This is a genomic window from Streptomyces sp. BI87 (assembly GCF_025957665.1).
Taxonomy (GTDB): Bacteria; Actinomycetota; Actinomycetes; order Streptomycetales; family Streptomycetaceae; genus Streptomyces; species Streptomyces albidoflavus.
Genome location: NZ_CP110079.1, coordinates 6,650,471 through 6,664,914, shown reverse-complemented (window position 1 = coordinate 6,664,914; position 14,444 = coordinate 6,650,471). Strand labels below are relative to the sequence as shown.

The following is a 14,444-nucleotide window of genomic DNA, read 5'->3' as shown; positions in this document are numbered from 1 at the left end:
GGCGGTCCGCGGTCAGCCGGCGCTGACCGGTGCCGGGGCGGCGTCCTGGGTGAAGGCCAGCAGCGCGGTGCGGACGTCGTCACGGAAGGCCCGCATGTACTGCGGGGTGAAGCAGGCCGTGTGGTGCGGGAGTTCGACGGCGAGCCGGTTGTCGAAGGAGACGACGCAGGCCATGACCGGGCTGCGGCCGGCCTGGGGGAAGTACGACTCGCGAGCCGGGACGAGGCGGACGTCGGTGGCTTCGACGCCCTCGGGGAAACGAGGGGCGGCCGTGGCGCCCATGTTGGTCACGATGACCGAGCCCATCTGCAGGGCGGGGTGGGCGGGGACCCTCGGCATGATGCGCATCTCGTGGAAGTGGTCGCCGCGCTCGACGGACTCCCGCAGGCGGGTGCTGATCTCCCGGGCGAGGTCGAGCGGGTCGGTCTCCCCGCCGACCGGAACGGCCTGGAGGTGGGAGGTCACGGAGGCCACCATCACGGACGGCGAGACGGGCGGGGTGAGCCGCGCACGCAGGTCGACGGGTGACATGCATCCCAGCGTCCGCGGGCCGTCGCCGTCCAGGCGCGCACGGGCCGCCGTCATCAGGGCGGCGGCGACGAGGCCGTGCACCGAGACGCCCGCGTCGCGGGCCGCGGAGCGCAGCCGGGTGGTCTCCTCGGCGCCGAGGACCAGGCGGCGGACCTCGATGCGGTGCTCCGACGGGTCTTCGGAGTCGGCGGGCCGGTCGCGCGGGGTGTCGTAGGCGAGGAGCTCGACCGGGTGGGCGCTCGTCTCCTCCATGCGGCGCAGCAGGTACTTCTCGGTGTCCTCGGGGTCGGCCGGGGGCAGCAGCTCACTGACGGGCCTGGGCCACTCTGCCTCGGCGACGGGGACGGGCGGGATCTGCCCCGGGACGGTCGCGACGAGTTCGCTGTAGCGGTCCCAGAGCGCGTTCATGAGGGTGATGGCGCTGTGTCCGTCGGTCACGGTGTGGTCGATCGTCACGGTCAGGAGGTGGGTGTCCGGCCCGGTCGTCACCAGGGCCGCGCGGCTGAGCGGTCCGCCCACCGGGAGCGGGACGTTCAGTTCCTCGATGTACGCCTCGTCCCCGCCCTCCTTGAGGATCAGGCGCGGCCGCTCGTCCTCCGGAAGGAGTTCCAGGGCATGGCCCCCTTCCGCGGGGACGATGCGGGAGCGGAGGGTGGGGTGCTCCGTCGTGAGCGCGTCGAACGCCTCCGCCAGCGCCGAGGGGTCGACGTTCCCGCGCAGGGCGCAGGAGAGGAACGCCCGGCTCCGCTGGGCTACATAGAGGTTTTCCACGGGACACAGCGCGCGTCGCATTTGGCAGCCCTTCCAGCCGTCACCGCACGGTCCGCACCCGCACGGATGGCGGTTCTCCACATTGAGTGCGGAGCCCCTGTCACGCCTCATGGCGAGGGGAGACAGCGAAAGGCCCCGATCTTGGCGTCACCCTAGGAGCCACGCGTTTAGGGATTCACCTAAGAACGACCGGGCGGCCGAACGGCGGAGGTGCGCGGCAGACAGTCGCGCAGCTCAGGGCGTGTGCGAAGTGGGCCACCGGGAGGACCGGCGGACTCCCGTGAATCCGGCCGAGCGGAAAGTCAAGGGGCCCATTCGCCCCCTTGAATTAACGGCCGCCGGCCGACTCTTCCTCCTTTTCTCCCGCCGCTTTCCCAAACCTCTCCGGACGGACATCACAGCACCCTCTAGGTATTTCCCTGGAATGGGCCGCCGAGTGCCGTCCGCGCTTGATCCGCCCGACCGGGCGAGGGCAGGGTGAACCGGGGCACGGCCCGCGACGACCGGACGGGGTTCCTGCCCCCGGAACGCCGCGCTCGCCCTGACCCCCCGTGAGAAGTCCTGCTCGCAACCGAGGGTTGGTGTCATGTCTGGCAACGAGGACGATCGTCGGCCGCTTTCCGGGGCACAGGAGGGGCTCTGGTTCGCCCATCGGCTCGCGCCCGGCACCGCCGCCTACAACACCGGTGAGTACGTCGAGATCCACGGACCCGTCGACACCACCGTCTTCGAGACGGCGCTGCGGCGGACCGTCCGCGAGGCCGACACCTTCGCCCTGCGCTTCCTGGACACGCCCGACGGACCGCGTGCCGTGCGGGACGGCGAGCCGGACGAGATGCCGGTGCACCGGGTGGACGTCAGCGGTGAGGCGGACCCGGCCTCAGCCGCCGAGGAGTGGATACGCCGGGACCTGGCGACCCCGGTGGACGTGGTGGCGGGACCGCTCTTCTCGCACGCCCTGCTGACGCTCGCCCCCGACCGGTTCATCTGGTTCCTGCGCGCCCACCACATCCTGCTGGACGGCTACGGCTACAAGCTGGTGGCGCGTCGTCTGGCCGACACCTACACGGCGCTGGCCGCAGGGGAGGAACCGCCGCCCGCCGGCTTCGAGTCCGCGGACCGGCTCGCCGCCGAGGAGGCCGCCTACCTCGGCTCCGACCGCCGTCAACGCGACCGCGCGTACTGGACGGAGCGGCTGGCGGGGCTGCCCGAGCCGGTGCGGCTCACCGACCGCACCGCGCCGCCCGGAGCTCCGTTCCTGCGCCGCACCGCGGTCCTCTCCCCCGCCGAGACGCGCGCCCTCGACGAGGCGGCCAAGGCAATGGGGGTCGCGCGGACCGATCTGCTGGTCGCCGCCGTCGCCGCCTTCCTGCACCGCATGACCGGCGCCGACGATCTGGTCCTCGGGCTCGCCACGATGAGCCGGCTGGGCAGCGCGGCGCTGCGCACCCCCGGTACGGCCTCGGACATCCTGCCGCTGCGGGTCGCGGCCTCGGCGGACACGCCGGTCGGCGTGTTCGTCCGGGCGGTCGCGGACGGCCTGCGCGGGCTGCGCGCCCACCAGCGCTACCGCGGTGAGTCGATCCGCCGCGACCTCGGCGTGCTGGGCCGTGGCCGCCGTGTGCACGGGCCGGTCGTCAACATCGTCCCCTTCAGCGAGGACCTCACCTTCGGCGGACACCCCTCGACCTCCCACCACCTCTCGGGCGGCGCGGTCGACGACCTCCAGATCTCGGTGCGGCCCGGCGCGGAGGCGGACACCGTCTGGCTGGCCTTCGACGCCCACCCCGACCTGTACGAGGAGGACGGACTCGCCCTGTTCCTGGAACGGTTCCTCAAGGTCCTGCGTGAACTGCGGACCGGCCCGGAGGATCTGCCGCTGGGTGAGACCCCGGTGCTGCTGCCCGGCGAAGAGCCTGTCCGCCGGGACGAGCCCACGCCGCCCGTGACGCGTACCCTCCCCCAGCTCTTCGAGGCCCGCGTCGCCGACAGCCCCGGGCGCACGGCCGTGTCCTGTGCCGGTGAGACGCTGAGTTACGGGGAACTGAACGCAGAGGCCAACCGGCTGGCCCGCCTGCTCGTCGAGCGGGGTGCGGGACCCGGCAGGTTCGTCGCGCTGGCGCTGCCGCGCGGCCTGCGGCTCGTTCCCGCGCTGCTCGCGGTCCTCAAGACGGGCGCCGCGTACCTGCCGCTGGACCCCGGCCACCCCGCCGAGCGGCTGCGGCTGGTCATGGCGGACGCGGAGCCCGTCGCCGTCGTCACCGACACCGCCGGATCGGGACGGCTGCCCGCGACGGACGCGCAGCTCGTCGTGGTCGACGACGCGGCGACCGCGGCCGACCTGGCGGGCCGCGCGCCGCACGACCTGACGGACGCGGACCGCGCGGGCGCGACCGGCCCCTACGACACCGCCTACGTCATCCACACCTCCGGCTCGACGGGACGCCCCAAGGGCGTGCCGGTGCCCCACGCCCACGTGGTGCGGCTCTTCGAGGCGTCCGGAGAGCACTTCCGCTTCGGCGCGGACGACGTGTGGACGCTGTTCCACTCGTACGCCTTCGACTTCTCGGTGTGGGAGCTGTGGGGCCCGCTGCTGCACGGCGGGCGGCTGGTCGTGGTGCCCTACGAGGTGAGCCGTTCGCCCCGGGAGTTCCTGCGGCTGCTCGACGAGGAGGGGGTGACGGTCCTCAACCAGACGCCGTCCGCCTTCGAGCAGCTGGTCCTGGCGGACGCCGAGACGGACCGGTCCACGGGCTCCCTGCGGTACGTGGTCCTGGGCGGGGAGGCGCTCGTGGCGGAGCGGCTGCGCCCGTGGGCCGACCGGCACGGCCTGGACGCGCCGGAGCTGGTCAACATGTACGGCATCACCGAGACGACGGTGCACGTCACCTTCCACCGGCTGGTCCGTGCCGACCTGGAGGACCCGCGCCGCCGCGGCGTCATCGGCCGGCCCCTGGCCGACCTGCGGGTGTACGTCCTGGACGCGGCCGGACGGCCGGTGCCGCCCGGGGCGACCGGCGAGATGTACGTGTCCGGGCCGGGTGTGGCGCCCGGTTACCTGAACCGGCCGGAGCTGACGGAGGAGCGGTTCCTGCCGGACCCCTTCGGAGCGCCGGGCACCCGGATGTACCGTTCCGGCGACCTGGCCCGGTGGCGGGCGGACGGCACCCTCGTCCACGCGGGCCGCGCCGACCAGCAGGTCAAGATCCGCGGTTTCCGTATCGAGCCGGGCGAGATCGAGGCCGTGCTCACCGCGCACCCGGCGGTCGCCGGCGGCGCGGTCGTCCCGCGCACCGCCGAGGACGGCCTGACCCAGCTCGTGGCCTACGCGGTGCCCGCCGAGGAGGGCCGGGTGGACCCCGCCGGGTTGCGGGCCCACCTGGCGGCGCGGCTGCCCGCCTACATGGTCCCCGCCGCCTGCGTGCTCGTCGACGCGCTTCCCCTGACCGCCAACGGCAAGCTCGACACGGCGGCCCTGCCCGCCCCCGACTTCGGCGGCAGCACGGGCGGCGCCCCGCCCGTGACGCCCGAAGAGCGCCTGGTGTGCGGTTTGTTCGAGGAGGTGCTGCGGCTGCCCGCGGACTCCGTCGGCACCGGCGGCAACTTCTTCGATCTCGGCGGCCACTCACTGCTCGCGACCCGGCTGCTGGCCCGGCTGCGGGAGCGGACCGGCACGGACGTTGCGATCTCGGCGCTCTTCGACACGCCGACCCCGGCGGCCCTGGCCGGGCGCCTCACCGCCGGAGCGGACGCCGGCCGGCCGCTGCCCGCGCTCACGGCGTCCGAGCGCCCGTCCCTGGTGCCCGCCTCCTTCGCCCAGGAACGCATGTGGTTTCTCAGCCGCATGGACGGCGCGGCGGCCACCTACAACATTCCCCTGCCCGTCCCCCTGCGGCATCCGCTGGACCCGGACGCGCTGCGCGCCGCCCTGGGAGACGTCGCCGACCGCCACGAGAGCCTGCGCACCGTCTTCGGGGAGGTGGACGGTGCGATCCACCAGCGGGTCCTGCCACCCGGCACGCTCCGGCCCGAACTGCACGTGGTGGACTGCCCCGACGAGGAACGCGCCGCGCACGTGGCCGCGGCGATGGGGCGCTCCTTCGACCTGACACGTGACAGCGCGCTGTGGGCGGGGGTGTTCGGTACCGGTGACACGCGCACCCTGCTGCTCGTTCTGCACCACAGCGCGGCCGACGGCTGGTCGCTGCGCCCGCTCGCCGACGACCTCGGCACCGCCTACGCCGCGCGCCGCGCCGGTGCGGCGCCCGACTGGGTGCCGCCGGCCCTCCAGTACGCCGACTTCGCGCTCTGGCAGCGGCGGGTGCTCGCGCCCGCCCCGGAGGGGCCGGGGCGGCTGGAGCGGCTGACCTCGTTCTGGCGCCAGGCGCTGGACGGGCTGCCCGAGGAGAGTGCGCCGCCCCCGGACCGCCCCCGGTCGGCGGCCCCGTCCGGGCGCGGTGGCGGCGTGACCGTGCCCCTGGACGCCGGGACGCACCGGAAGCTGCTGCGCCTGGCCGACCAGGAGAACGTCAGCCTCTTCATGGTGCTGCACGGTGCGCTGGCCCTGCTGCTGAACCGGTGGGGCGCCGGGGACGACATCGTCGTCGGCACCCCTGTGGCCGGACGTACCGAGCCGGCGCTCGACGAGGTCGTCGGGCTGTTGACCAACACCCTGGTGCTGCGCGCCGACGCCTCGGGCGACCCCACGTTCCGCGAACTCCTGGCCCGGGTGAGGGCGTTCGACGTACAGGCACTGGACAACCAGGATCTGCCGTTCGACCGGCTGGTCGAGGAGGTGAACCCGCGCCGCCACCCGGCTCGGCACCCGCTGTTCCAGGTGATGCTGGCCCTGCAGAACAACGAGCGGGCCGTGCTCACGCTCGGCGAGGACCGGGTGCCGCTGCGCCCGGCCGCGACCGGCACCGCCAAGTTCGACCTCTTCGTCGACGTCCTGGAGCGGCACGGCGCGGACGGCACCGCCGACGGGCTCGACCTGCACGTCGAGTACGCGGCCGACCTCTACGACCCGGCCACCGCCGAGAGGTTCGCGGACGCGCTGCGCGACCTGCTGGCCGTGGTCTGCGCCGACCCCGAAGTGCGGCCCGGCGCCCTGCCGCGGGCGGACCGCCCCTCCCCCGCCTCGGCGGACACCACCGCCCGGGCCGGGGCGCTGACCCGCGCCGTCCTGGAGGTACCCGGGGTGGGGGACGCGGTCGTCCTGCCCGGTCCGGACGGGGAGCCCGCCACGGTGTACGTGGTGCCGAACCGGACAGGGGCGGCGGACCGGACCGAGCAGGTGGTCTCCTCCCTTGCGCCGGGGACACGGGTCGTCGCGGTCAGCGGCCTGCCCCGTTCGGCCGAAGGCGGCCTGGACGAGGGCGCGTTGAAGGAGCTCGCCGTCGTCGACGCGGTGGCGGCGGGTGCCTGGCGGGAGCGACTCGCCCAACTGCCGGGCGTCCGCGAGGCCGAGGTGGTCCTGGAGGAGGTGCCCGAGGAGCTGGAGCGCCGCCACGTGGGGCGTCCCCGGCCCGCCGGGGCCGAGGCCGGACCGGACGCGCCGCCCGTGGAGCGTCCGGGGTCCGTCCCCGCGCTCAGTGAGGGTCCCGCGCTGCCCGAGCCGTCGGTCTCCGGCTGGGCCGAGGCGCTGCTGCGCGCAGCGGGCCGCCCGGACGGCGAGGTCGTGCACGTGCGCGCGGACGGATCGGAGACCCGGCGTTCGTACGCGAGTCTCGTCCCCGAAGCCTCACGTGCCCTGGCGGGCCTGCGCCGACGGGGCCTCAGGCCGGGTGACCGGGTCATCCTCCAGTGCGAGGACACCGAGGACTTCGTCGCCGCGCTGTGGGGCTGCGTCCTCGGCGGCTTCGTCGCCGTCCCGCTGACGGTGCCCGTCTCCTATGCCACCACCTCGGCCGCCGTCAGCAAGCTCGAAGGCATCTGGGAGATGCTGGACCGGCCCTGGATCGTGACCTCGGCCGCCGGTGAGCCGGGGCTGCGGGAGCTGGCCGCTCGCCGCGAGTGGTCCGGGCTCCGGCTCACCACGGCCGACGCGCTGCGCGAGGAGCCCGAGGACCGCGACTGGTACGAGGCCCGGCCCGACGACCTCATCCTCATGCTGATGACCTCGGGCAGTACCGGTCTGCCGAAGGCCGTGCGGCTCACCCACCGCAACGTACTGACCCGCGCCGCGGCCACCGAGGCGATGAACGGGCTGGGTTCCGGTGACGTCTCCCTGAACTGGATCCCGCTCGACCATGTGACCGGCGTCGTCATGTTCCACCTGCGCGACGTCTACCTCGGCTGCCGGCAGATCCACGCGCCGACCTCCTGGATCCTGGAGGACCCGGTGAGGTGGCCGGAATTGGCCGACCGCCACCGCGTGAGCGTCACCTGGGCCCCGAACTTCGCGTTCGGGCTCCTCGCCGAGCAGGCCCACCGCTTCCAGGACCGCGACTGGGACCTCTCCGCCGTACGGCTGGTGATGAACGCCGGTGAGGTCGTCGTGGCCTCCGCGGCACGACGGTTCCTGCACGCCCTCGCGCCGTTCGGGCTGCCCCAGGACGTCATGCACCCGGGCTGGGGCATGTCGGAGACCTGCTCGGTGGTGACCGACAGCGTGCTGGCCTCCGAGGCGCCGGACCACGACGAGGCGTTCGTCAGCTGCGGCCTGCCCTACCCCGGATTCGCCATGCGCGTCGTCGACGACCAGGACGCGCTGCTCTCGGAGGGCGACGTGGGCCGGCTCCAGGTCCGCGGGACCTCGGTGACACAGGGCTACCACGACAACGCGCGGGCCAACGCCGAGTCGTTCACCGAGGACGGCTGGTTCGACACCGGCGACCTGGCGTTCCTGCGCGCGGGCGAGCTGTACATCACCGGGCGCGCCAAGGACGTCATCATCGTCAACGGCGTCAACCACTACAGCCACGAGATCGAGGCCTGCGTCGAGGAACTTCCCAGCGTCGTACGGAGTTTCACGGCCGCCGTCGCCGTCCGGTCCGACGCGTCGGCCGCCACCGACGAACTGGCGCTCTTCCTCCGTCTGGCCCCGGGCCAGGACCCGGCCGGTGCGCTCCGGGAGATCGCCGGCAAGGTCACCCGGGAGATCGGAGTGAGCCCCGCGTTCCTGATCCCCGTCGAGGCCGAGGCCATCCCGAAGACGGAGATCGGCAAGATCCAGCGGACCAAGCTCCGCAAGTCCTTCGAGGCGGGCGAGTTCGACGGCACCGTCCGCGAGACGCAGCTGCTGCTCGGCACGGCCGCCACCCTGCCGGACTGGTTCCTGCACCCGGTGTGGCGGCCCGCCGAGAACCTGCACGGGGCCGCGCTTCCGACGGGCCACCGCGTCCTCGTCCTCGCGGGTCCCGCGCCGCACGCCCACGCGGTGGCCGAAGAGATCGCCGCGGCGGTGCGCGACACCGGCGGACTGTGCACGGTCGTCACGGAGGGCCCGGCCCCTGAGCGGAACGGCGCGGCCTCCTACGGCGTACGTCCCGGCGAGGCCGGGGATCTCGCGGCGGTGCTGGAGAGGCTGGACGCGGACGGACGGACGCCGGACACCGTGGTGCACCTCGCCGCGAGGGACGACACGGAGGACGGAGCGGTCCCCGGAAGCGACGTGTCGCTGCTGGTGCTGGCCCAGGCACTCGCGGGCCGGACCGGCGGCGAGCGGCCGGTTGACCTGCTGTTCGTGACCGACGGCGCCCAGGCCGTGACGCCCGAGGACCGGCCCACGGCCTCGCACGCCGCGGCAGGGGCGCTGCTCAAGTCGTTGCGCGAGGAACTGCCGTGGCTGCGCGGCGTCCACCTCGATCTCTCCGGCGGGAGCGACGGGGACCGGGCGGCGGCGGTGCTGGCGGAGGCGGCCGGGTTCCCGGCCGACACCGAGGTCGCCCGGCGCGACGGCCTGAGGTACGTGCGGCGGCTGGCCCCGCTGCCCGATCCGCCGCCCCGGACCGAACCGGACCCGGCCAGCGGTTTTCACCTGGTCAGCGGTGGTCTGGGCGGCGTCGGCAGCGAGGTGGCCGCCCACCTGCTGAAGGAGCCCGGCACGCGGCTGCTGCTCATCGGCCGCACCGGGCTGCCCCCCGAGGACACCTGGGAGCGGCACCTGGCCGACGCGGGTCCCGCCTCGGCCCGTATCGAGGCGTTCCGGAGACTGCGACGGCTCGGCGAGGTCCGTTACGAGACCGCCGACGTCACCGACGACGCGCAGGTGCGGGCGGCCGTGCGGCGGGCCGCCGACGCCTGGGGCGTCCCGCTGGTGTCGGTGCTGCACCTGGCCGGCGTCTTCGACGAGCGGCCCGTCCGGGAACTCACCCCGCAGGAGTGGCGTGCGGCGCTGGCGGCCAAGGTCGACGGGGCGTGGGCCCTGCACCGGGTCGCCGCCGGCCACCCCGTCACCTCGTTCGTCACCTTCTCCTCCGTCAACGGGTTCTTCGGCGGCGCGATGAACGCGGCCTACGCGGCGGCCAACGCGGCACTGGACGACCTCGCCCTCCGGCGCCGGCGCGAGGGCCTGCCGGGGCAGAGCCTGGCCTGGAGCATGTGGCGCGAGCGGGGGATGAGCCTCGGCTACCAGCTCACCTCGCTCACCGAGGCGCGCGGCTACCGGGTGCTGGACGCCCAGGCGGCCCTGCGCTCCTTCGACCTCGCGCGCACGCTGGACCTTCCGCACCTGCTCATCGGCGCCGACCGCACCGCCCCCTGGGTGCGCTCGCACGTCCTCGCACCGGTACGGCAGGTGCGGCGCACGGCCGCCCGGGTCGTCCTCGACGAGGGCACCGATCTGGGCGCCCTGTACGGCGCGGCCGCGCGGGCGGCCGGACCGGAGGGCACGTTCGTCCTGCGGTCGGCCGGCTCCGCCGACCGGAGCGACGACACCGGCGGCGCGGACGAACTGCGGCGGCTGGAGGGCGAACTGGCCGCGGTGTGGTGCACGGTCCTGGGCCGCGACCGGGTGGGACGGGACGAGAACTTCTTCGACCTGGGCGGGAACTCGCTGCTGCTCGTGGCGGCGCAGACCGCTGTCAACAAGGCCCTCGGGTGCGAGCTGGGCGTCGTGGACCTCTTCTCCCGTCCCACCGTGCGGGCCCTGGCCCGGCACCTTTCCCAGCAGGGTGCGGCAGCCGCGCCACGGGACGCCGCGTCCGGGCCGGCCCCGGACGCCCCCGCTCCACCGCCCTCCGGGCTGGAGCGGGCCAAGCAGCAGGCAGAGCGGCAACGGGCGGCGCGCAGCGCCCGCCGGTCCGCGCAGCAGAGGAAGGACCGACGCCATGGATGACCCGCAGGCCCTGCCGCAGGACGAGGCACCCGCCGTCGCCGTGATCGGCATGGCGGCGCGCTTCCCCGGCGCCGACGACGTCGACGCCTTCTGGGACAACCTCGCCCGGGGACACGAGTCCGTACGGCCGGTCAGCGACGAGGAGTTCCTGGCGGCGGGCGGTGACCCGGACGACCTCGACGACCCGTCCCTGATCCGGATGGCGTCGGTGATCGAGGGCATCGACCGCTTCGACTCGGGCTTCTTCGGGTACAGCCCGGCCGAGGCGGCGGTCGTCGACCCGCAGCAGCGGCTGCTGCTGGAGACGGCGTACCACGCGCTGGAGGACGCGGGCCACCTCGGCGAGGACACCCCGTCCGCCACGACCGGGGTGTACGCGGGCAGCGGCGACAGCCGCTACTACCCCGCGCACGTGCACCCCCGGTTCGCCGGGCAGCCCGGCTCGGTGGCCCTGGTCCACGCGGCCACCGCCAACTCGCTGGGCACGCTCGCCACCCGGGTCTCCTACGAACTGGGCCTGACCGGGCCGAGCCTGTCGCTCCAGACCGCCTGCTCCACGGGGCTGGTCGCGTTGCACACCGCTTTCCAGGATCTCGTCGAGTACCGCTGCGACACCGCGCTGGCGGCGGCGGTCTCGCTGAATCCCTCGGCCCACCTCGGCTACCGCCACGTGCCCGACGGTCCGTTCTCCCCCGACGGTCACTGCCGCACCTTCGCCGACGACGCGGCGGGCACCTCGTCCGGGGACGGCGTGGGCGTGGTGGTCCTCAAGCGGCTGGAGGACGCGCTGACCGACGGCGACCGCATCCGGGCCGTCGTCCGCGCCACGGCCGTCAACAACGACGGCCGCCGCAAGGTCGGCTTCACCGCGCCGAGCACGCAGGGCCAGACCGAGGTGGTGCTGGCCGCGCAGGCGCAGGCCGGGATCGACGCGGACACCATCGGTCTGGTCGAGGCGCACGGCACCGCCACCCGCATCGGCGACCCCATCGAGGTGGCGGCGCTCACCGAGGCGTTCCGCGAGAGCACCGACCGGCGCGGCTACTGCGCCCTCGGCTCGGTCAAGACCAACATCGGGCACCTGGGCGCGGCAGCGGGCATGGCCGGGCTCGTCAAGGCGGTGCTCGCGCTGGAGCACCGCCGAATCCCGCCGAGCCTGCACTTCGAGCGGCCGAACCCGCTGATCGACTTCGCCTCCGGCCCGTTCCGTGTGCCGACCACGCTGGAGGAGTGGCGGGAAGAGCCCGGCCATCCCCGGCGTGCGGCGGTCAGCGCCTTCGGGGTCGGCGGCACCAACGCGCACGTGATCCTGGAGGAGGCTCCGCCGGTCGCGCCCGCCCCGCCACGCCCCTCGGAGGACGGCCGCCGGCTCGTCCTGCCGCTGTCGGCGCGGACCTCGGGGGCCTTGCGCGGGCAGGCCGACGCGCTCGCGCGCCGCCTGGAGGAGCGGCCCGGGCTGCGGCTGGACGACGTGGCGGGCGCGCTGCGCGCCGACCGGCCCGCGCTGCGGCACCGTCTCACCGTGTCGGCGTCGTCGGTGCCGGAGGCGGTGGAGGCGCTGCGCGCGGCGGTGCCGGCCGTGCCGCCGGTGCCCGACGAGCCGCCGAAGGTGGCGTTCCTGCTGCCGGGCGGCGGCACCCAGTACGTGGGCATGGGCAGTGGGCTGTACCGGGAGAACGACGTCTACCGGGACACCGTGGACCATTGTTCCGCGGTCCTGCGGCCGGCCCTCGGCGCGGACCTGCGCACCGCCCTGTTCGAGGAGGTGGAGCCGGGCAGCACGGCCGCCTTCCTGGCGCTGTTCGTCACCGAGTACGCGCTGGCCCGCACGCTGATGGAGGAGGGGGTCCGGCCCGACGCCCTGATCGGGCACTCGCTCGGCGAGTACACCGCAGCCTGTCTGGCCGGGGTGATGGAGATCGACGAGGCGCTGCCGGTGGTCGCCGAGCGCATCCGGCTCATCGCCTCCTCGGGCGGTGCCACCGTCGGGGTCGCGGCCTGTGCCGACACCGTCCTCCCGCTGCTGGGCGAGGGGCTGTCGCTGGCGGCGGTCAACAGCCCGGTGGCGTGCACGGTGGCCGGCGACACCGATGCGGTCGACCGGCTGGAGGCGGAACTGACCCGCCGCGACGTGCCGTTCCGCCGACTGCGCATGCCCGCCGCCGCTCACTCGCACGTGCTCGACCCGATCCTGAAGAGCTTCGCCGGTCACCTGCGCACGCTGACACTGCGGCCGCCGCGCATTCCGTACGTCACGAACGTGACGGGCGACTGGGCCACCGACGCGCAGGCGACGGAGGTCGGTCACTGGGTGGACCACACCCGGCGCACCGTCCGGTTCGCCGACGGCATCGCGGCGCTGTGGGAACGGGAGCGGCCGGTCCTCGTGGAGATCGGGCCCGGCGACAGCCTCACGAAGCTGGCGCGGGCGCGGCTCGACGGCGAGGGCCCGGTGACCGTGACGACCATGCGGCACGCCAAGGCGCGGGCGGCGGACGGCTTCGTGCTGGCCGAGGCGCTGGGGCGGCTGTGGAGCGCCGGTGTGGACGCCGCGCTCCCGCACGTCCCGCGGCCGCCGCGCGGAGCGGGCCGGGTACCGCTGCCCGGGTACGCCTTCGAGCGCCACCGCCACTGGATCGACGCGCCCGGGGCGCGCGCCCCGGAGGGGTCCGGCACCCGGCCGGAGGAGCCGGCCCGGGGCGGGGGAACGGGACTCGCGCCGCGTCCGCACCTGGCGACCGCCCACGTGGCTCCCAGCACCCCGCGCGAGCGGGCCGTCACCGAGCTGTGGGAGGAGGCCCTGGGGATCGGTGGCATCGGGGTCCACGACAACTTCTTCGACCTGGGCGGCGACTCGATGCGCGCCGTGCTCCTCGTGGGCAGGCTGCGACAGAAGGGTGTGCTGGACGTGCCGGCCGCCTCCCTGCTGGCCGCGCCGACGGTGGCGGGCCTGCTCGCCGCCGACGAACCCGCGGAGGACGCCGCCGCCGGGCCGGGCGCGCTGGCGCCGCTGCTGCCGCTGCGTCCCGAGGGCGCCCGGCGGCCCCTGTTCTGTGTGCACCCGGGCGCCGGAGTCTCCTGGCGGTACTCCGGGCTGCTGCCTCATCTCGGCGCGGACCAGCCGGTGTTCGGCCTCCAGGCCGCCGGCCTGGACGGCGCCGGGCAGCCGGCCCGCGACGCCCGGGAGATGGTCGAGGGCTATCTCCACCTCGTCCGCACGGTCCAGCCGAGCGGCCCGTACCGGCTCCTGGGCTGGTCGTACGGCGGTTTCGTCGCCCACGCGATGGCGTGCGCCCTGCAGGAGCGGGGTGAGGAGGTCGAGTTGCTGGCGCTGCTCGACGCTCCGCTCCCGCACGGGAACGCGCACGACCCGGGGACCGCGGAGAGGCAGGTCGCGGGACTGCTGTCGCGGGTGGCGGGGCTGCCGGTCGGCGCGGACGGCCCGCCCGGAGTCGAGGACGTGCTCGACCGCGTCGGTGAGGCCCACACCGCCGGCTCCTCACCCGTCTCCCGCGACGAGGCGGCCTCCATCGCCGCCGTGATGCGCAACAACCTGCGGATCGCACCGGAGTTCACGCCCGGCGTCTTCCGCGGCGACGCGCTGTTCTTCAGCGCCACGCGGGACCTCGTCCCGGCCGCCGACGCCGGAGACCTCTCGCTCGCCGCCGGCAAGGCCGACGCCTGGCGCCCGTACGTGCGGGGCGCCTTCGAGGACCACGCCGTGCCCTGCGGCCACTACGACATGACCGAACCCGACCCGATCGCCCGCATCGGCGAGGTCGTCGCCAAGGCCCTGCGCCCGGCCTCCGGCTGATCCGGTGCCCCGGAACCGACCCGTCCGCCCCGCTCCAGAAGGACTCCC

General features: G+C 74.8%; 3 protein-coding genes. 2 read left to right on the top strand and 1 reads right to left on the bottom strand.

Going from position 1 to position 14,444, the window contains the following annotated elements; translation table 11 throughout:
- Positions 1-12: 12 nt before the first annotated feature.
- Positions 13-1,302: a phthiocerol/phthiodiolone dimycocerosyl transferase family protein gene (locus OIM89_RS29405; protein WP_413747424.1), complete on the bottom strand. Its 1,290-nt coding sequence runs from the start codon at positions 1,300-1,302 to the stop codon at positions 13-15.
- 586 nt (positions 1,303-1,888) lie between these two features.
- Between OIM89_RS29405 and OIM89_RS29400 the strand changes: the two genes are divergently transcribed.
- Both OIM89_RS29400 and OIM89_RS29395 read left to right on the top strand, forming a co-directional pair.
- On the top strand, positions 1,889-10,582 hold the full coding sequence (locus OIM89_RS29400) for a non-ribosomal peptide synthetase (RefSeq protein ID WP_264491750.1): 8,694 nt from the start codon (positions 1,889-1,891) through the stop codon (positions 10,580-10,582).
- Positions 10,575-14,396, top strand: a complete 3,822-nt coding sequence (locus tag OIM89_RS29395) for a type I polyketide synthase (protein ID WP_151170307.1) — start codon at positions 10,575-10,577, stop codon at positions 14,394-14,396. The genes OIM89_RS29400 and OIM89_RS29395 overlap by 8 nt, the downstream gene beginning before the upstream one ends.
- Positions 14,397-14,444: the final 48 nt, after the last annotated feature.

Bases quoted from the DNA above. Each gene is read 5' to 3' on its own strand.
- OIM89_RS29400 (WP_264491750.1), top strand. From the start codon at position 1,889: ATGTCTGGCAACGAGGACGATCGTCGGCCGCTTTCCGGGGCACAGGAG.
- OIM89_RS29395 (WP_151170307.1), top strand. From the start codon at position 10,575: ATGGATGACCCGCAGGCCCTGCCGCAGGACGAGGCACCCGCCGTCGCC.